Source organism: Microbacterium sp. H83 (assembly GCF_001650405.1).
Lineage (GTDB): Bacteria > Actinomycetota > Actinomycetes > Actinomycetales > Microbacteriaceae > Microbacterium.
The window spans coordinates 1-20,110 of sequence record NZ_LWCU01000002.1; the positions used below are offsets into that span (position 1 = coordinate 1).

General features: G+C 71.3%; 13 protein-coding genes. 12 read left to right on the forward strand and 1 reads right to left on the reverse strand.

Annotated features, from left to right (window positions below):
• Positions 1-547, reverse strand: a 547-nt coding sequence (locus A4X16_RS01470) for a hypothetical protein (RefSeq protein ID WP_197491743.1), incomplete at its 3' end; no start/stop codon positions are given.
• 1 nt (position 548) lies between these two features.
• Between A4X16_RS01470 and A4X16_RS01475 the strand changes: the two genes are divergently transcribed.
• From A4X16_RS01475 to A4X16_RS01530, 12 genes are all read left to right on the forward strand, one after another.
• Positions 549-923 (forward strand): hypothetical protein, encoded by a 375-nt coding sequence (locus A4X16_RS01475; RefSeq protein ID WP_067115355.1) that lies wholly within the window; start codon positions 549-551, stop codon positions 921-923.
• A 93-nt stretch (positions 924-1,016) separates the two neighbouring features.
• Positions 1,017-1,829 carry a DUF5819 family protein gene (locus tag A4X16_RS01480; RefSeq protein WP_067115360.1) on the forward strand — a complete coding sequence of 271 codons (813 nt, stop codon included), beginning with the start codon at positions 1,017-1,019 and terminating at the stop codon, positions 1,827-1,829.
• The gene (locus tag A4X16_RS01485) at positions 1,826-3,064 is read left to right on the forward strand and encodes an HTTM domain-containing protein (RefSeq protein WP_067115363.1); all 1,239 of its coding nucleotides are present in this window, start codon (positions 1,826-1,828) and stop codon (positions 3,062-3,064) included. Before A4X16_RS01480 ends, A4X16_RS01485 begins: the two co-directional genes overlap by 4 nt.
• Positions 3,065-3,209: 145 nt before the next feature.
• Positions 3,210-5,270: an acyl-CoA dehydrogenase family protein gene (locus A4X16_RS01490; protein WP_067115365.1), complete on the forward strand. Its 2,061-nt coding sequence runs from the start codon at positions 3,210-3,212 to the stop codon at positions 5,268-5,270.
• A gap of 120 nt (positions 5,271-5,390) precedes the next feature.
• Positions 5,391-6,437, forward strand: a complete 1,047-nt coding sequence (locus A4X16_RS01495) for an NAD(P)-dependent alcohol dehydrogenase (RefSeq protein ID WP_067115367.1) — start codon at positions 5,391-5,393, stop codon at positions 6,435-6,437.
• A 29-nt stretch (positions 6,438-6,466) separates the two neighbouring features.
• A complete protein-coding gene (locus A4X16_RS01500; protein WP_067115369.1) occupies positions 6,467-7,036 on the forward strand; it encodes a DNA-3-methyladenine glycosylase I in 570 nt (189 codons plus the stop codon).
• Between the two features lie 122 nt (positions 7,037-7,158).
• The gene (locus A4X16_RS01505; RefSeq protein ID WP_231880226.1) at positions 7,159-8,292 is read left to right on the forward strand and encodes a serine/threonine-protein kinase; all 1,134 of its coding nucleotides are present in this window, start codon (positions 7,159-7,161) and stop codon (positions 8,290-8,292) included.
• 49 nt (positions 8,293-8,341) lie between these two features.
• On the forward strand, positions 8,342-14,308 hold the full coding sequence (locus A4X16_RS01510; RefSeq protein ID WP_067115371.1) for an Ig-like domain-containing protein: 5,967 nt from the start codon (positions 8,342-8,344) through the stop codon (positions 14,306-14,308).
• A 97-nt stretch (positions 14,309-14,405) separates the two neighbouring features.
• Positions 14,406-15,371, forward strand: a complete 966-nt coding sequence (locus A4X16_RS01515; RefSeq protein ID WP_067115373.1) for an AAA family ATPase — start codon at positions 14,406-14,408, stop codon at positions 15,369-15,371.
• Positions 15,368-16,738, forward strand: coding sequence for a DUF58 domain-containing protein (locus A4X16_RS01520; RefSeq protein WP_067115376.1), 1,371 nt, complete (start codon positions 15,368-15,370; stop codon positions 16,736-16,738). Before A4X16_RS01515 ends, A4X16_RS01520 begins: the two co-directional genes overlap by 4 nt.
• Positions 16,735-19,239 (forward strand): transglutaminase domain-containing protein, encoded by a 2,505-nt coding sequence (locus A4X16_RS01525; RefSeq protein ID WP_067115379.1) that lies wholly within the window; start codon positions 16,735-16,737, stop codon positions 19,237-19,239. The genes A4X16_RS01520 and A4X16_RS01525 overlap by 4 nt, the downstream gene beginning before the upstream one ends.
• Position 19,240: 1 nt before the next feature.
• Positions 19,241-20,023 carry a hypothetical protein gene (locus A4X16_RS01530; protein ID WP_067115382.1) on the forward strand — a complete coding sequence of 261 codons (783 nt, stop codon included), beginning with the start codon at positions 19,241-19,243 and terminating at the stop codon, positions 20,021-20,023.
• The last annotated feature ends 87 nt before the right edge of the window (positions 20,024-20,110 follow it).

Here is a 20,110-nt window from a genome sequence, read left to right on the forward strand (position 1 = left end):
AGCTGAACACGAACGCGTCGGCGTCGGCGACGGCGTCGGCGCAGGCGGACAGCGACAGCAATGCCGCGGTCGAGGCTGCGGCGGTGGCTGCGGCTCTGGCGGATGCGACGAGCGCGGCGTCGGCGGCGGCCGATGTGACGGCGGATGCGGCGGCCTCGGCTGCGGCGACCGACGACGCGTCGACGGATGCCTCGGCGACGGCGACGACCGATGCGAACGCCTCTGCGGCTGCGGCCGCGCAGGCGGCGGCGCAGAACGATGCGACGTCGACGAGTGCGGCGGACGCCTCGGCGGCGGCGGATCCGGATGCGGCGGCGTCGGTGGATGCGGACGCGTCGGCGGCCGCGGCGGCGACCGCGTCGTCCTCGGCGACGGCCTCGGCATCGGCATCGGCGGACGCGACGGCGGACCCGGAGGCGGAGGCATCCGCCACCGCGACCGCCGAGACGGACGCGACGGCGACCGCCACGGCGACCTCCGAGGCGTCGGCCTCTGCGACCGCCTCGGCGGACGCCGGTGCCGACCCGGCCGGATCGATCGCGATCACCGTGCGGATCCCGAGCCTGGAGCGGAACCAGCAGCAGACCGCTGTCGGCACCGGCTTCCAGCCCGGAGAGGTCGTGACCGGCGTCATGACGTCGGAGCCGCTCGCGCTCGGGACCCAGGTCGCGAACGCGCAGGGCACGGTGACCTTCGTCTGGACTATCCCGTCGGACGCCGACCTCGGCACGCACACGGTGACGCTCACCGGAGCGTCCTCCGGCAGCGTGGCCACGACGTTCCAGGTCGTCGCCTCGGGACTCGCCACCACGGGTGGTCAGGTCCAGGGCGGATGGATCGCGCTGGCCGCACTGCTCCTGATGCTCGGCCTCGGGGCGATGCGGGTCGCACGGCCCCGTCGCGCGACGGTCGACACGGAGTGAGTCCGGAGTGAGCACGGAGTGACACGTGAGGAGGTCGGGGCCGCCGATGCGGCGGCCCCGACCTTCCGCGGCGAGAGGTGAGGAGAGATCCCGGTGACCAGCACGACCGAGGGTGCGGAGGACGTCACGGCGTCCGATGCCCAGGCTCCGGCCAGACCCCGACCGACGTGGTGGGTGAAGCTCATCGCCTTCGCCGCGTGCCTGCTGACGCTGTGGCACATCGGCGCGTCCTTCCTGTGGATCGCCCCGTACTCGGCGCTGCGCGAGATCCCGACGCAGGAGGTGCTCGCCGGATACATGCTGCCGATGTTCGGACAGTCGTGGAGCGTGTTCGCCCCCGAGCCCATCAACGGCGACTACCACTTCAACGTGCGCGCCGTGATCGAGAAGGACGGCGAGCAGGTCGAGACGGGCTGGGTCAGCGCGACCGACGTCGAGCTCTCGATGATCAGGTACAACCTGTTCCCGCCGCGTGCCGGCATCCAGTCGAGCGAGGTGGCCAGCGGGCAGATGAACGCCTTCAACAAACTGAGCGACGAGCAGAAGGCGGTCGTCGCGCTCGACTTCGACGAGGACGACTGGGAGGAGTGGATGGTCCGCTCGTTCGATGAGCTCGAGGGCGAGCATCCGTCGACCGAGGCCTACATGGCCGAGGAGCACCTGTCCACGGCGTACGCGACGCAGGTCGCCTACGCGATCTGGGGCGCGGATGCCGTCGTCGAGGTGCAGTACCGCGTGAGTCGTCAGAACGTCGTGCCCTACGAGGACCGCAACGATCCGAGCGCTCAGCGTCCCGACCCGACGTTCTCGACCACCGGCTGGCGGCTCCCTATAGAAGAGGAAGGCCAGAGTCGCGAGAACTTCGCGAACACGTTCCGCAGCCAGTTCGAGAGGACGCAGAAGTGAGCGCCCCCGTCCGCACCGGAGCACCGCGTCCGAAGGTGGAGAAGACGAAGGCGGCTGCGCCCCCGCGCACCGCCGAACCGGTCGCCGAACCGGTCGCCGAGCCGGCGTCCGCGCCGTCGTCCGCACCGTCGGCGCCGCCGTCGTCCGCACCGTCGGCGCCGCCGAGCGCTCCGCGGGCATCTCTTCCCGCCCGCGTCCTGACCTTCGCGGCCTCCATGATCGCCGGATTCTGGGCGATGGTGGTGTCGGCGATCGACCGCATCTCGGCCTTCGTCGGCGACTGGCTGTTCGCCGGCAAGAAGGCGCTGTACGGGCTCGCGGTCACCCGCATCCTCTTCGGCGTCACGGCCCTCGGGCTGCTGGCGGCGAACTTCGGCACGCGTCTCTACACCTTCGGGTCCGGCTCGGCGTGGAACGGCGAGCTCGCCGAACCGGTGAGCGACTTCCCCGCGATCTGGGTGTTCAGCGCGTTCCACGCCGCGATGGGCAACGACGTCGCCTACACCGCGCTCTACCTTCTCCTCGCCGTCCTCGCGGTGCTGTTCGTGCTCGGATGGCGATTCCGCATCGTCCTGCCGATCTTCTTCTGCCTGTGGGTGGGCTTCGTCGAGGCCAACGACATGGTGGGCGATCAGGGCGACAACATGTTCCGCATCGCCCTGCTGCTCCTCTTCTTCGCCGATCCCGCCGCGCGTTGGTCCCTCGACGCGAAGCGCCGGGCCGCGAGAGGCGACTGGTTCGCGCCGGGCAGTCAGCCCGCGCTGCTCGGCACCGTCTTCCACAACCTCGCGCTGGTGGCGCTGACCGCGCAGGTCTGCTTCGTCTACGCGTCCGGTGCGCTGTTCAAGGCCGGCGGGTCGCCGTGGGAGGAGGGGTACGCGGTCTACAACCCCCTCCAGACGGCCCGCTTCGGCACCTGGCTCGTGCTCAGCGACCTCGTCACGGCTTGGGGCCCGATGGTGACGGTGGCGAGCTGGGGGTCGATCATCCTCCAGGTGGCCTTCCCGCTGATGCTGCTGACGCGGCCGACGAGGCTCATCGGCCTGCTCGGCATCCTGTCGTTCCACATCGGCATCGCGGTGCTGATGGGTCTGCCGTGGTTCTCGCTCACGATGATCGCGATCGACTCCATCTTCATCCGCGACCGGACGTGGTCGCGGCTGAGCGCGGGGACGAAGCGGCGATGGGAGGCGACGAAGACGGCGGAGCCGGCGGGAGCGCACGCGTCCGCGTGAGCGCGCGACGGCGGACTGTGGCCTGACGACAACGACGCCCGGCGACGAGATCGGATGCGGTTGGAGGGTGTGCACAGTCGAGTTCCCGCATGGTTGTGGCACACCTACCATGAGATCATCCCTACTTCTTTTGAGAGGAACGCTCATGGTCGACGCCGCCGTCCGTCCGAAGACGACTCGCTCCGATGCCGCCGAGTCCGCACCGCAGGTGGATGTGTCGCGCATCAACGAACTGCTGATGGGCACGTGGGCTGAGACCCGCCGCGAGGCGCGCGAGATGATCAAGGACTCGGCGTTCTGGCGCAAGGACGAGCTGGGCAAGGACGAGCATCGCGAGCGCGTGCTGAGCCAGCTGCACCTGCTCGTCGAGAACAAAGCCGTGCACCGCGCGTTCCCGAAGTCGCTCGGCGGGGCGGAGGACAACGGCGGCAACATCGCCGGCTTCGAGGAGCTCGTCGTCGCCGACCCCAGCCTGCAGATCAAGTCGGGCGTGCAGTGGGGGCTCTTCGGGTCCGCGATCCTGCAGCTCGGCACCACGGAGCACCACGAGAAGTGGCTGCCCGGAGTGATGGACCTCTCGATCCCCGGCGCCTTCGCGATGACCGAGATCGGGCACGGCTCCGACGTGGCCGCGGTGGGGACGACCGCGACGTACGACGCCGAGACCGAGGAGTTCGTGATCCACACGCCCTTCCGGGGAGCGGTGAAGGAGTACCTCGGCAACGCGGCGCTGCACGGCGTCGCCGCGACGGTGTTCGCCCAGTTGATCACGAACGGCGTCAACCACGGCGTGCACTGCTTCTACGTGCCGCTCCGCGGCGAGGACGGCGTGGACCTCCCGGGCATCGGCCGCGAGGACGACGGGCTCAAGGGCGGACTCAACGGCATCGACAACGGCCGCCTGTCGTTCGATCAGGTCCGCATCCCGCGCACCAACCTGCTCAACCGGTACGGCGACGTCGCCGCGGACGGCACCTACTCGAGTGCGATCGACAGCCCCGGACGCCGCTTCTTCACGATGCTCGGAACTCTCGTGCAGGGCCGGGTGTCGCTCGACGGTGCCGCGTCGTGGGCATCGGCCCTCGGCCTGAAGATCGCGATCACCTACGCCACGCAGCGACGTCAGTTCGACGGCGCCGACGGGCAGGAGGTCGTGCTGATGGACTACGGCAAGCATCAGCGCCGCCTGCTGCCTCGCCTCGCCACGACGTACGCGATGATCTTCGCGCACGACGAGTTCCTGCAGAAGTTCGACGGCGTGTTCTCGGGACGCATCGACACCCCCGACGACCGCGAGGATCTCGAGACCCTCGCCGCGGCGCTCAAGCCGCTGTCGACGTGGCACGCCCTCGACACGCTGCAGGAGGCACGCGAGGCCTGCGGCGGAGCGGGCTTCATGTTCGAGAACCGACTCGTCGGCCTGCGCGCCGACCTCGACATCTACGTCACGTTCGAGGGCGACAACAACGTGCTCCTCCAGCTGGTCGGCAAGCGTCTGCTCACCGACTACGCCCGGCAGTTCACGGGCAAGGATGCGGCCGCGCTGGCGAAGTTCGCCGTCGGCCAGACCGCGGGCAAGCTGTTCCACGGCGCGGGCCTGCGTCAGTTCGGGCAGTCGGTGCTCGACTTCGGCCAGGTGTCGAGGTCGGTCGAGAACGGTCTGCGCGAGGAGCAGCAGCATCTGCTCCTCGCCGAGCGCGTGCAGCAGATGGTCGCGGACGTCGCGGGCCGCCTGCGCGCGGCAGGCAAGGACAAGGCGCTCGGAGCCCGCCTCTTCAACGAGAACCAGGCCGAGCTCATCGAGGCGGCCCGCGCTCACGGCGAGCTGCTGCAGTGGGAGGCCTTCACCGACGCCGTGCACCGGGTCGACGACGCCGACACCAAGAAGGTGCTGACCTGGCTGCGCGACCTCTTCGGACTGCAGCTGATCGAGAAGCACCTCGCCTGGCACCTGATGCACGGTCGGCTCTCGATGCAGCGCGCGGCAGCGGTGTCGAGCTACATCGACCGCCTGTGCGCACGCCTGCGTCCCTACGCTCTCGACCTCGTCGACGCCTTCGGCTACGAGCCCGAGCACGTGCGGGCGCCGATCGCCTCGGGCGCGGAGAAGCAGCGGCAGGACGAGGCGCGTGCGTACTACGCGGATCTCGCGGCATCCGGCACCGCTCCGGTTCTGGAGAAGACGCTGAAGAAATCGAAGCGCTGAGCGGCGATTCGGTGCCCCCGCCCCTCGGCGCGTAGGGTGACATCGCCGTATCGAACCCGCCGCGCGTCGCATTCCGCGGACCGGCGGGCCGGTGCGTCCCTTCGAGCCGAGGAGTCCGCCATGCCCCGTGTCCACGCCTATGCCGCACCGAGCGAGGCTGCGCCTCTCGAGAAGACCGTCATCGAGCGGCGCGAACTGGGCCCGCACGACGTCCTGATCGACATCGCGTTCGCGGGGATCTGCCACTCCGACATCCACACCGTCCGCGGCGACTGGGGGCCGCAGAGCTATCCGCTCGCGCCGGGGCACGAGATCGCCGGAACGGTGGCCGAGGTGGGGTCCGAGGTCACGAGGCATGCGGTCGGCGACCGCGTGGGCGTCGGGTGTCTGGTGAACTCCTGCGGCGAATGCCGGAACTGCCTCCGCGGCGACGAGCAGTTCTGCTCGAACGGCGCGGTCTTCACGTACGGCAGCCCCGACCGCGACGGCACCGTGACGCAGGGCGGCTACTCCGAGCAGGTCGTGGTGACGGAGGCATTCGTCGTCCGCATCCCCGATGCGCTGCCGCTCGACGCCGCCGCTCCTCTTCTCTGCGCGGGCATCACGACGTACTCGCCGCTGCGCCACTGGACGGTGGGCCCGGGATCGCGCGTCGCGGTCGTCGGGCTCGGCGGCCTCGGGCACATGGGCGTCCAGATCGCGCATGCGCTCGGGGCCGAGGTGACCGTGCTGTCGCAGACGCTGAGCAAGAAGGACGACGGGCTGCGCCTCGGCGCGGACCACTACTACGCCACGAGCGACCGGGAGACCTTCCGCAGCCTCCGCAGCTCGTTCGACGTCATCCTCAACACGGTGAGCGCGCCCGTCGACCTGCGCTCGTACCTGAGCCTTCTCGATGTCGGCGGGTCGATGGTGTGCGTCGGGGCGCCGGCCGAGCCGCTCCCTGTGAACGTCTCGTCGCTGATCGGCGGACGGCGTTCGCTGGCCGGCTCGAACATCGGGGGGATCGCGGAGACGCAGGAGATGCTCGACTTCTGCGCGGAGCACGGCATCACCGCCGAGATCGAGGTCATCCCCGCGTCGCAGATCAACGAGGCGTACGAGCGGGTGCTCGCCTCCGACGTGAGGTATCGGTTCGTCATCGACGGGTCGACGTTCGCCGACTGAGCGTCCGACCTCGCCGGTAGCGTGATCCCATGACCTCTCTTCTCACCGGCCCCGACGGACGAGCGCGCTGCGCGTGGGTCGGCGACGACGACGAATATCGCCGGTATCACGACGAGGAATGGGGCACCCCCCTGCACGGCGATCGGGCGCTGTTCGAGAAGATGGCGCTGGAGGGCTTTCAGGCCGGACTCTCCTGGATCACGATCCTCCGCAAGCGCCCCCGATTCCGCGAGGTCTTCGCAGGGTTCGAGCCCGAGGCCGTGGCGCGCTTCGACGAGAGCGACGTCGCGCGCCTGATGACCGACGTCGGCATCATCCGCAATCGCGCGAAGATCGAAGCCACGATCGGCAACGCCCGTCTCGTGGAGGACATGGCCGACGGCGCGCTCGACGAGCTCATGTGGTCGTTCGCTCCGCCGGCGTCCGAGGCGCGGCCCGCGTCGTTCGCCGACGTCCCCGCCGCGACGCCGGAGTCGACCGCTCTCAGCAAGGAGCTGCGTCGCCGCGGCTTCCGCTTCGTCGGCCCGACGACCATGTACGCGCTCATGCAGTCCGCCGGCATGGTCGACGACCACATCGCCGGATGCTGGAAGGCCTGACCCTCCGGTCTCGTGCCGGCACACGCCGCCGATATACTCTGTGATCGGGGGGATCGTCCTGCGCACGAGCGCGAGGACTCGCGCTCGTGCGGTCTCTCCGGAATCGACCGTGAGGAGCATGAGTGGCGACGCGCATGGCATCGACTCCGCCCACCCTGGCGGGCTACAGCTACGTGCGCCCCCTCGGGTCCGGTGGATTCGCCGATGTCTTCCTCTACGAGCAGGACATGCCCCGCCGTGTCGCCGCCGTCAAGGTCCTCCTCGCCGACGCCGTCAACCCCGAGGTCCTGCGCACGTTCAACGTCGAAGCCGACATCTCCGCGCGGCTCAGCGCCCACCCCTCGATCGTCACCATCTACCAGGCCTCCATCTCCGCCGACGGCCGCCCGTACTTCGCGATGGAGTATTGCCCCGACACGATGAGCGCCCGCTACAAGAAGGGCCCGCTCCCGCTCGCCGAGGTCCTCGACACCGGGGTCCGCATCGCGGGCGCGCTCGAGACCGTGCACCGCGCCGGGCTCCTGCACCGCGACATCAAGCCGTCGAACGTCCTCATCAACTCCCTCGGCGCCCCCGTGCTCGCCGACTTCGGCATCGCCGCCGCGGTGATCGACGAGGGCGACGGCGAGACGATCGCGATGTCCGTGCCCTGGAGCTCGCCGGAGGTGCTGCAGGAGAAGGTGTCCGGCTCCGTCCCCAGCGAGATCTGGAGCCTCGGCGCGACGCTGTACACCCTCCTCGCCGGCCGCAGCCCCTTCGAACGGGCGGATCGCGGATCGAACTCGCGCGACCAGCTCACCGACCGCATCGTCAAGGCCCGGTACACCGCGGTGCCGACACCCGGCATCCCGCCGATCATCGACGACATCTTCGCGACCGCGATGCAGCGCGACCCGGCCAAGCGCTTCGCCAGCATGGCCGACTTCGCCGAGCGTCTCCGCTGGGCGCAGTACGAGCTCGGCATCCATCCCACGGCGTTCGAGGCGGCATCCGCCGAATGGGCGGCCGCCGCGCCCGTGAGCTTCTCGGACTCCGCGCCCCGCGGACCCGTGATCACCACCGTCGCCCCCGACTCCCGCCGCGCGGTGCGCGCCGCGAGGCAGCAGGCGTCTCCCCGTGAACGCGATGACCTCCCGATGCCGAGCCGCGCGACATCGCGTTCCCCGCTGGTCGCCGGCATCATCGGCGCCGTCATCGGCGCCGCCGTCCTCGCCGGCGTCGGCGTGGCCGCGCTCTTCATGACCGGAGTGCTGTGATGACCTCGACGACGGATGCCGCTGCCTCGCGCACGGCCGGACTGCTGTGATGGCGATCGGAGACCGGCGGAGGGCCGATGCCGCACCCCGTCCGCGCGGCCGCGTCATCGCCGCCGTCGCCGGGATCGCCGCACTCGCCACCGTCGTCACGCTCGCCATCACGGCGCAGGGCTACGAGTCGCAGGAGGTCCCGCGCCTGGAGTCGGCCGTGTGGGTCATGCGCGACAGCGGACAGTACGCGCGGGTGAACACCGAGCTCGCCGAGATCGACACCGTGCGCACGGTCGACGACCCCGAGGCCGTCTGGCAGAGCGGCTCCTCGGCCGTGCTCTACGCACAGGGCAACCGCCAGCGCTGGGACCTCGATCCCGCCAGCCCCGCCGACCTCCTCACCGACTCGCCCGAGGCGGGGGCGCCGATCGCGTCCGAGCCCACTCCCGCTGGCACGCGCGAGATCGTGTCCGCCGGCCCCTATGTCGCGTACCGCACCGACACCGGCCAGGTCTCCGTGACGACTCTCGAGTCGGGCGCCGGCACGGCTCTCGTCGATCCCTTCGCCGCGGTCGAGGTGGAGGAGGGCGAAGACCCGCCGACCTACACCGCGGATGCGATCGGACTGTCTCCCGACGGCCTGCTCGCCCTGTACTCCGCCGAAGAGGGCGCGGTCCGGCGATTCGACATCGACGAGCACCGTTTCCTCGGTGAGGGAACCCCGGTCCCCGACGCTCCCGACGGCGGCGACGGACTCGCGCTGACCGTGATCGGCGACCGGTGGGCGATGCTCCAGGCGGGGTCCGGCGAGCTCTGGCTGCCCGATCGGGATCAGCCGGTCGAGCTCGACGTCGTCGAAGACGCGAAGCTGCAGTCCGGCGCCTCCACGGGGGACGAGCTCGTGATCGCCGACTCCGACGGACTGCTCTCCGTCGACCTCGCCACCGCCGACTCCGAACGCGTCGCCGAGGCGACCGGAGTCCCGGCCGCTCCCGTCGTCGTCGACGGCGACACCTACGCCGCATGGCTCGACACCGGGTCGGGCACGCTGTGGGCCGACGGCGAGACCCTCCCGCTGACCGTGCCGGATGAGGCCCTCGACTCGGCCACCATCGAACCGGTCTTCCAGAGCAACGGCGATCGCGCCGTGCTCAGCGAGGTCGGCACCGGACTCATCTGGACGGCGCCGCAGGGCGTGCTCATCCCGCTCGAGCAGTGGGCCATCGAAGACGAGACCGAGCAGGAGGAGGGCACCATCATCGTCGAGGACGTGGCGGAGCAGCTTCCGCCCGTCGCCGTCAACGACGCCTTCGGAGTGCGCGCCGGCGAGCAGGTGATCCTTCCCGTGCTGCTCAACGACCACGATCCGAACAAGAAGGACGTCCTCACGATCGACCCGTCGTCGATCTCGGGACTCGCCGACCCCGCGTTCGGAGACGTCTCCCTCGTCGCGAACGGGCAGTCGCTCGTCGTGAACGTCCGCGCCACCTCCGGACAGACCACGTTCACCTACGCCGCCACCGACGGCTCCGCGACGTCGTCGCCGGCGAGCGTCACGCTCACCGTCGTCGACCCCGGCACGAACTCCGCCCCCGTGTGGTGCGGCGTCGACGCGTGCCAGCAGGACTGGCCCACGCCGCAGCTGCTCCCCGGCGGCAGCACCATCGTGTCGGCGCTGTCGGGCTGGGTCGACCCCGAGGGCGATCCGTTCGTCCTCAGCGATGCCTACGAGACCGACTCGGCTGCGCCCGTGATGGTCGTCCCGATGGCCGACGGTCGCGTCGCGATCCGGCACACCGACCCCAACGCGGCGGATGCAGCGATCTCGGTCACCGTCGTCGTCGAGGACGTGCACGGCGCGACGGCCGAGAAGACGCTCGATGTGCAGGTGACCGGCAGCCCCGCGCTCCTCGCCTCGCCGGTCGCCGTGACCGCCCGAGTCGGCGAGCTGCAGTCGATCCGCATCTCCGACCACCTCTCCGGGGGCTCAGGGTCGTACCGACTCGTCGACGCCGTGCAGACGGCGGCGACGGCCCAGGGCCTCGAGGTCGTCCCGAACGCCGCGTCCGGCACGGTCGAGGTGACGGTCTCCGAGCCGGGCCAGTACGTCGTCACCTACACCGCTCAGGACGCGTCGACCCAGGCCGAGCAGTCGGCCGTGATCCGCATCACCGCCGTCGACGGCTCGGCCGCCATCGCCATGGCGCCGCTGACCGCCTTCGTCCGCGAGGGCGAGGACACGACCGTCGACGTGCTGCGCGCCGTGCAGAACACGAGCGGCCGCGTCCTCATGCTCTCCGACGCGGTGAGCTCGACTCCGCAGCTGAATGTGCGCGTCGTCGGCAACGAGAGCATCCGCGTCAACGGCACCACCGAATCCGGCGATCCCGGCGTCATCGGCAAGGCCACCGTGACCGTCGCCGACGGTGCCGGCGCGGCCGTGCAGGGCACCGTCACCGTCTTCCTCACACCGCCGTCGACCGTCACCCGCCCGATCGTCTTCCCCGATGCGATCACCGTGCGCGCCGGGTCGCTCACCCGCATCAGCGTCGCGGCGAACGACGTGGCACCGCGCGGCGAGCCCCTCGTCGTGCTGCCCGAGGTCACCGGCTCGGGCGAGGCGGGGGAGCTCGTCTTCGCCGACGGCAACGCGCTGCGCTACCTCGCGCCGTCGACCCCCGGCACCTATCGTCTGACCTATTCGGTCTCGCTCGAGCGCAACCCCGCACTGTCCGACAACGGCTCGGTCACCGTGACGGTGATCCCTCCGGGCACGAACCGCGCACCCACGCCGACGACGCTGACCGGTCGGGTGCTGAGCGGTCAGACCGTCTCGCTGCCGGTGCCGGCCACCGGCATGGACAGCGACGGCGACCGGGTGGTCCTGGCCGGCATCGACCAGCCCGACAAGGGGTCGGGATCGGCCACGATCTCGGCCAGCGGCGACGCCATCGTCTACCGCGCGCCCGCGGGAGGGGTCTCCGGCGGCCAGGCGAGCTTCACGTACACGGTGCGCGATCCGCAGGGCGAGGTCGGATCCGGCATCGTCCGCATCGGCGTCCTCGACGCCGACGTCGAGGACGCCGCACCGGTGACCTTCAGCGACTACGTGCGCGTCGAGGCCGGTTCGGACACCCCCGTCGTGCTCGATCCGCGCTCGAACGACCTCGATCCGGCGCAGAGCGAACTCGAGATCACCGAGCTCGTGCCCAACGCGCCGCCGGTCAAGGGCAACCCCCTCTACGAGCGTCTCAACGCCCTGATCGACTCCGACACCTCGCTCGAGGACGGCCGCGTCGTCCTGCGGGCCGGCGACACCGCGGGCACGAACTCGTACTTCTACACCGTGAAGTCCTCCCGCACGGGCAGCACGTCGCAGGGTCTCATCGTCGTGACCGTCACCGACGGCGCCGTCACCGATCAGCCCACCGTCGCCGACACGGTGCTCACCGCCCGCGACCGCGGGGAGCTCGCCGAGAGCGGCATCGACGTGGTCACCGACCGCGTCAGCTGGCCGTCCGGCGACGCGGGGTCGCTGCGGCTCAGCCTCTGGGGCGATCAGCCCGGGTTCTCGGTGCAGGGCGACCGCATCGTCGGCACGGCTCCCGAGGAGGGGGCGCTCGTCCCGTTCCAGCTCGCAGGCACCGCCGCAGGCGGACGCGACGTCGTCGGCTACGGGTTCCTGCACATCCCCGCCTTCGACGACATGCAGGTGCAGCTGAAGCCGGGGGCGACCCCGGTGGTCGTCGACGAGGACGCGTCCGCGACGTTCCCGCTCAGCGAGTACGTCGACCTGCCGGCGTCGGATGCCGTCGAGGTGGGCTCCGGGCAGTTCACGGCGCAGCGGGCCGCCGCCTCCTGTGTGGCGGAGGGCTCCGGCAGCGCCTCCTATCGCGCCGGCCGCGAGGCGCCGTGGTCGGACACCTGCCTCGTTCCCGTGCGACTGCAGGGGCAGGAGCGCTGGTCGTACGTCGACGTCCCCGTCAGCATCCGCCCGGCCGAACCGCAGCTGCTGCTGTCGTCGATCTCGCACACGATCGCCCCCGGCTCGACCGAGACCATCGACCTGTACTCCAACATGGCGAGCTGGGAAGGCGGTCGCGAGGGCGACGTCGGATCCCTCGAGTACCGCGAGGTGTACTCGGGCTCGGCGTTCCTCGTCACGCGCTCGGGGTCGACCCTCACGGTCGAGGCCCGCGCGGACGCCCGTCCCGGCAACACCGAGAACGTCAGCATCACGGTCGCGCAGTACGGGCAGCCGTCGGCATCCGTCCGTCTCGTCGTGGGCGCCGCTCCTCCGGACGCGCCGCGCGGTGCGACCTTCACCCGGCAGTGCATCGTCACGAGTCCGAACTGCTCCATCGACGTCGTCGACGTCGCGGGGGAGTACGACCCGTTCGCCGGGAAGCCGGGCTCCGGACTCCGCCTGATGTCGCTCGGCGGCGGGGCGCGCTGCGACGTGGCATCGATCTCGGTGTCGGGCAGCACCGCCATCACCGCGAGCTGGCCCGGCGGCGGGCAGGCGCCCGGCGGGCAGTGCATCATCCCGTTCATCGTGTCCGATGCGCAGGGGCGCACCGGCACCGGCACCCTCACCCTCGACCTGCAGGGCTTCCCGCAGGCGCCGTCGAGCGTGACGACCGTCGGGTTCACCCGGTCGTCCGTGGTGCTCGAGGTGCCGCTCGGCGAGGCAGGCAGGGCTCACCCGTCGGTCAGCGGCCTCACGATCCTGCAGGACGGAGCGCCCGCCAACGCCTCGTGCAGCCCCGCGGGCGGCGGCCTCTACCGCTGCACCGTGAACGGACTGGTCAACGGCGAGCCGCACTCCTTCTCGGCGGCGGCGGTCAACTCCGTCGGGACGTCCGTCGCGACCTCTCCGCACACGACGTGGGCGTACGCCGCTCCGGTCGTGACGAACGCGTCGGCGACCCCCGTGTACCGTCCGGGGACCACCGACCGCGGGCGCGGCGTCGTCGCGCTCACCATCGACGCCTCGGACGACGCGCGCGCGTTCCGCATCGAGGAGACGGGCGAGGTCATCAACCGCACCGGGGCGCGGACCACGGCGGATGTCGTCCTCTCGCCCGGGGCGCAGACCCTGACCCTCGTCCCCATCAGCCAGTTCCAGCCGCCGACGGGCGGGGGCAGCAACGAGGGCGGCGCCTTCCGCACCTCCGTCACCGCCGCGGGCGCGCCGTACTTCGAGCCGGCGGGCACGCAGGCGACCGCCGCGTCCAACACCTCGGTGAACGTCGCCGGCGTGCGGGCCCAGGCGAACGGCAGCGCGCAGCCGCTCGAGGTCGTGTACCTGGCGTGGCGCTCCGGCACCGCCTCGTGCAGTGCCGACGGCAACGGCCGCCTCGCGATCTCGGGCGCAGAGGTGCAGTCGCCCTCCGCGACCCTCAGCGGCCTGGCCGAGTACACGATGTACAACGTGAAGGCGTGCGCCACGAACGGCTTCGGCGTCGCCGAGTCGAGCACGACGCAGGTCTTCACCTTCACCTTCGTGGACGGGCCGGCAGGAGACGCCAGCTACACGGTCGACACGCGGCCTGACCGGCAGGGCGACAAGTACACGTACGGACTCGCGCAGGCGCCGTCGATCCGGGCGGAGGACCGCTTCGTCCCCGAGTACAACGTCTACGGGACATGGAGCCGGGAGTTCGCGCTGAGCCCGGACTCCTCGCCGTCGCGCGTCAGCGCGCGCTCGTGCCACGAGAGCCTGGGCATCTACTGCTCGAACCCGCTCGACATCCGGGCGAACACGGCACCGACGACGGTCGTGGTCGAGTTCCGTCCGTGCGTGCCCGGGAACCAGAACGACGTGTTCACCGTCTCCAGCGGCGCTCGCGGCGCCTTCACTCCGAGGTTCACCCCGAGCGTGGTCGACGGCGTCTCGGTGGTCGACGTCACGGTGACCTGGACCGGCGCCTTCTCACCGCTCACACCGATCACCCATCGAGCGCCGCTCTGCACGCAGCCGGCGCCGACCGACCCCGCCGACCCCGCTGATCCGGCCGGATGAGCGCACCGACCATGACCGCCCACTCCGCCCGCCCCTGCTCCGCGCAGGCGCACTGACGAAATACGGTTGCCTTATGCCCGCTCCCACAGCCGCCCCAGTGACCATCGCGCCCGAACAGGCCTCGTGGTTCGCCGAGACCTTCTCCATCCTCACCGGGAACGTCGAACAGGCGATCCTCGGCAAGAGGCACGTCGTCGAGCTGGTCCTCGCCGCCGCCGTGAGCGGCGGGCACGTCCTGCTCGAGGACTACCCCGGCACCGGCAAGACGGCGCTCGCCCGCGCGATCGCGCAGACCGTGAACGGCACGAGCACCCGCATCCAGTTCACCCCCGACCTCCTTCCCGGCGACGTCACGGGCATCACGGTCTACGACCAGAAGGCCGGGTCGTTCGAGTTCCACGCGGGTCCGGTCTTCGCGAACATCGTCCTGGCCGACGAGATCAACCGCGCCAGCCCGAAGACGCAGTCCGCGCTCCTCGAGGTGATGGAGGAGGGCACCGTCACGGTCGACGGCGTCACCCGCGAGGTCGGCTCGCCGTTCCTCGTGATGGCGACGCAGAACCCGATCGAGCAGGGTGGCACCTACCGCCTGCCGGAGGCGCAGCTCGACCGGTTCATGATCAAGACCTCGATCGGCTACCCCGACGAGGCGGCGACCATGCGCATCCTGCAGGGTGCCGCGCAGCCCAAGCACGTGCTGGACGGCATCGTGGGCACCGACACGATCCTGACGATGGCCGAGATGTCGCGGGGCGTGTACGTGAACCCCCTGGTCTCCGACTACATCATGCGCATCGTCGACGCCACGCGTCGCGCGTCCGAGGTGCGTCTCGGCGCGAGCGTGCGCGGCGCCCTCGCCCTCTCCCGACTCGTGATGACCTGGGCGGCGAAGAACGGACGCACCTTCGTCACCCCCGACGACGTGCGCGAGCTCGCGGTCGTCGCCCTGGCGCACCGTCTCGTGCTCGAGCCGGAGGCCGAGTTCGACGGCGTGACCGCGGTCGCGGTCGTGGGACAGATCCTGCTCGATGTCGAGCCCCCGCGCGAGAACGGCACTGCGTGAGCTTCAGCACCGAGTCGCGCCTGACGCGTACGACGGCGAGGACCAGCACCTCCACCCGTACGTCGACGGTGACGCGCTACGACCGCACGCGCCGCGGCCCCGTCCGCGGCGCGGTGTTCGGCGTGCGCAGACTGGCGCGCTCGACCGGTCGCGTCGCGCGGCGCACGACCGGGTGGCTGCGCGAGACGGTCACGGCCGCCGGGATGCTGGTCGCCGTCGCCCTGGTCCTCGGTGTCGTCGCCGGAGCCCTGTTCGGATGGGTCGAGGCGTGGTCCGTCGCGGCGATCGCGCTCGTGCTGCTGATCGTCTGCGTCCCGTTCATCCTCGGAGCCCACGACTACCGCATCGACCTGGCCCTCGACCGCGACCGCGTGGTCGCCGGCACCGAGATCGGCGCGACGCTCGATGTGCGCAACAACGGCGCGCGCCTGTCCCTCCCCGGCGTCGTCGACGTCCCTGTGGGTGAAGGGCTCGTCGAGGCCCATGTCCCGCTGCTGCGCCCTGGCGCCCACCACCGCGAGCAGCTCACGATCGCCGCGCACCGCCGCGGGGTGATCGACGTGGGACCCATGACCATCACGCGCGGCGACCCCATCGGCATCCTGCGCCGCGAGCTGCGCTGGCCCGACGTGCAGCGCATCCACGTGCATCCCGTCACCGTGCGCCTCCCGAGCACGAGCGCGGGACTCATCCGCGACCTCGAGGGCACGCCGAGCTCCACTCTCGTCGACGCCGATCTGTCGTTCCACGCGGTGCGGGAGTACGTCGTCGGCGATTCGCAGCGCCACGTGCACTGGAAGTCGACGGCGAAGACCGGGCGCCTCATGGTCCGGCAGTACGAGGAGTCCCGCCACGCGCGCATCGCCATCATCCTCGACCTCGATGCCGAGTCGTACGAGAGCGACGACGAGTTCGAGAACACGGTGAGCGCCGCCGCCTCCCTCGCGCTGCAGGGAGTCCGCGACGGGCGCGACGTGCTCTTCTCGGTCAGCAACGAGATCCCCGAGCACAGCCGGGCCGAGGTGCTCTCGATCCGCACCCTGCCCACCGTCACGCCGAAGGCCCTTCTCGACGCGACCTCCCTGGTCGAGGCCGCCGACCGCGTGATGCGCCTCGAGGCCGTCGCCGCCCTCACCGTCCAGTCGTACCCCGACCTGTCGATCGGCTTCCTCCTCACCGGATCGCGGATGCCGCTCGATCGTCTGCGCCTCGCTGCCGTGAAGCTCCCTGCCGCGGTCGAGGCCGTCGCCGTGCGCAGCGAGCTGGGCGAGCAGCCCACTCTGCGCTCGGCGCGCGAGCTGGCCGTCATGACCCTCGGCGCACTCGGAGACCTGCCGCAGATGCTGGCCAGAGGAGCCCTGCGGTGAGCGCGGCGGGTCCCCGTCGCAGCGGATCGCCGCGGCGCCGCGCTCTGGCGGTCTCCGCTCTCACGCTGTGGTCCCTCGGCTACGTCCTCGTCGGGATCGCGCTCGCGACCGCCGCGGTCTGGCCGGTCTACGAAACAGCACGGGCCCTGGCGGTCGGACTCCTCGGGGGAGTGCTCGGCATGGGCATCGCGGTCCTGGCGCGCGTGCTGCGCTGGCGGATGCTGTTCGCAGCGCTCGCCGCGGCAGGAGCCTACGTGGTGGTCGCGGTGCCGCTGGCCATCCCGTCGGCGCTGACCTCGGTGCCCGCGTTCTTCGGCGGTCTCCGCGACGCGGTGCTCGGCGTGGTCCTCGGCTGGAAGCAGATGCTCACCCTGAACCCGCCGCTCGGCGAGTACCAGGCCGTCCTCATCCCCTTCCTCGTGGTCATGCTGTTCGGGGCGTTCCTCGCCACCCTGCTCGTCCTCGAGTCGGGTCGCCGCGCCCTGCTCGCGGTCCCGGTGCTCACGGCGATGAGCGTGTTCGGGATCGCGTTCGGCCTGAGCGGGGTCAGCAGCTCCGTCGCCCTGCTGGGGATGACCCTCCCCGCTCCGCGGGAATGGCTGATCGGCGTCGCGGTCTTCGCGTCCGCGCTGGTGTGGCTCGTGGGGAGGGCTCGCCTCCAGCGCGCCGCCGCACTGCGGGTGGTGGCGGCCGCGAACATCTCCCGCCGGGCCACCCCGGTGTGGCTGTCGGTGCGTCGGCACCTGCTCGCGGGTGTGCTCGTGGTGGCGGCGCTCGTCGCCGGATTCGCCGTCGCCCCCGCCGCCGCGGGGTGGAGCGACCGGTCGGTGCTGCGCGACGAGGTCGAGCCGATGATCGTCGTGCAGCAGCAGCCGAGCCCGCTCAGCGCCTACCGGTCGTGGTTCTCGGGCGGTCGCCTCGACGAGGTCGTGATGCGGCTGCAGGGAGATGCCGGGCCGCTCGACCGCATCCGACTCGTCACTCTCGACTCGTACGACGGCGAGGACTTCCACGTCGCGCCCGACGACCGCTTCAGCCGGCTGCCGCGCACGGCGCTCCCCGCGGGCGGGCGGATCACCCTCGACATCACGATCGGCGAGGCGTATCGCGGCATCTGGGTGCCGGCGCCCGCAGGCCTCGCCGAGGCTCCGGACTTCTCCGGATCCCGGGCGGATGCTCTGGCCGACGGCTTCCATGTCGACGGCGACGGCGACACGGCGATCACCGTCGCGGACGCACCGGGCGGCGGATACGGACTGGTGCCCGGCGACCGCTACGAGGTTCTCGTCGACGCGCCGGCGGCGACCGACGACATCACCTCTCTGCAGGGCGGGGAGTCCGACCTCGACACCGATCGCTACCCGGCTCTCGTGGAATGGGCCGAGATGCAGGAGCAGCCGCGCACCGGAGCCGGCTACCTCGAGATCATCGATCGGCTCCGCTCGCGGGGGTATCTGAGCCATTCACTGCTCGAGGACCAGGCCGCGGCCGGCTGGATCGCCGCTCTCGAGGAGTCCGAGGGGTATGCGTTCGCACCGAGCTATGCGGGGCACTCCGCGTCGCGCATCGAGCAGTTGTTCTCCGAGATGGTGGAGCAGGAGCGTCGGGCGGGTTCGGATGCCGCCCCCGAGCTGCTCGTGTCGGCCGTGGGCGACGACGAGCAGTTCTCGGTGGCGGCGGCGCTGCTCGCGCAGCACTTCGGCCTCGAGTCCCGCGTGGTCATCGGAGCGCGCCTCGACGGTGCCGAGGAGGTGCCCGGCATCCCGGCCTGCACCGATGTCTGCACGGGCGGCAGCATGAGCGCATGGGTCGAGGTGCGATCCTCCGGCGGCGACTGGATGCCGGTCGACACGACGCCGCAGTTCGCGATGCTGCCGAGCTCCATCACCGAGGGCGAGCAGCTGCCCGAGCATCCGACCGTCCCGGAGCAGCCACGCTCGGAGGCGCTCGACCCGCCGCAGGCGCAGAGCGACTCGAACAACGACGCGCCCCCGCTCGACGACGCGCAGTCCGAGGTGCTGGCGATCCTGCTGCCGATCCTCCGCGCGGTCGGGCTGAGCCTCGCCGCCCTGCTGCTTCTCGCCCTGCCGTTCCTCGTGCTGGTGTTCGCGAAGCGCCGCCGCGCGCGCATGCGCCGCACCGCGGCCGATCCCGAGGTCCGGCTCGCCGGAGCCTGGGAGGAGCTCGTCGACGTCTACGCCGATCATGAGGTCGCCATGGAGTCGCAGGGCACCCGCCTGCAGCGTGCGCGCTCGTCCGACAGGGACGCCGCCGAGCGGCTCGCCGTGCTCGTCGACCGCGCGGTCTTCGCCGAGCATCCGCCGACCGCCGACGACGCCGCGGCCGCCTGGACGATCGTCGACGCCGAGCGCGCCGATCTCGGCCGCACCGGCCGGTGGTGGCAGCGGATCGTCACCAGGGTCCGGCCTGCATCGTTCATCGCGCACGTCGCGCGTCCGGCCACGACCCGCTCGCTCACGAGAACCGGAGGATCCGCATGATGTGCGGACCTCTGCCGCCGGCATCATGACCCTGCCGGTCTCGGGAACGGCTGTCCGGGTGCCCGTGCATGCGGGGTGGGCGGGGCAGCAGCGCTCCACCACAGGCCTTGGCGTCCTCGGCGCGGTGCTCGGGCTCGCACTCGTCGGCTACGGACTCCTCCTGCTGCGGGACCCCGCCCCGGGGATGAAGCTCCTCGGGTTCTCGGTCTTCGTGACCGTCGGACTCACCGTGTGGATGCTCACCGCTCACCTGCGCGTCTCCCGCACGCGCGTCGTGCGCGTCGAGGTCGGCGAGCGTGCGGTCGTGTTCCGCGGCGCGGATGCGATCATCGCCCCGATGCGCCTCCTGGCCGTCGCCGGAGCGCTCATCCTCGCGGGGCGGGCCTGGGCGATCTCGACGGTGCCCGCTGATCGGCTCTCGACGCTCACCCTGCTCGTCGTCCCGGCCGTGGGGGTGACGCTGACGGTCGTGGGGGTTCGCTCGCTCTTCCGTCGGCCCGGGGCACATCGGCTCACTCTGACGCCGGAGGGCGTCGACCTCCGTATTCCGCGCACCGGGCTGCGGGCGACGTGGGGGGAGATCGGCGGAGCCACGCTGACCGGCGATCGCGTCACGGTCCGCGCGACGGCGGCCGCCGCTCGACCCGCCTCGTGGGCGGCGCGCGACCTCGCGAGCGACCCGGTCCTCCTCGCGGAGCTCGTCACGTTCTACGCCACCACGGCAGCAGCTCGGGCGGAGATCGGGCCGGCGACGCTCGAGCGCCTGCGGGCAGGGGAATTCTGATGACCAACGGAAATGCGTGCTCTGAGAGTCCGGGCCGCGGTCGCGACGGTGTCGTTCGGCAGCGCCGTCTCGCTCTCGGTACTCTCG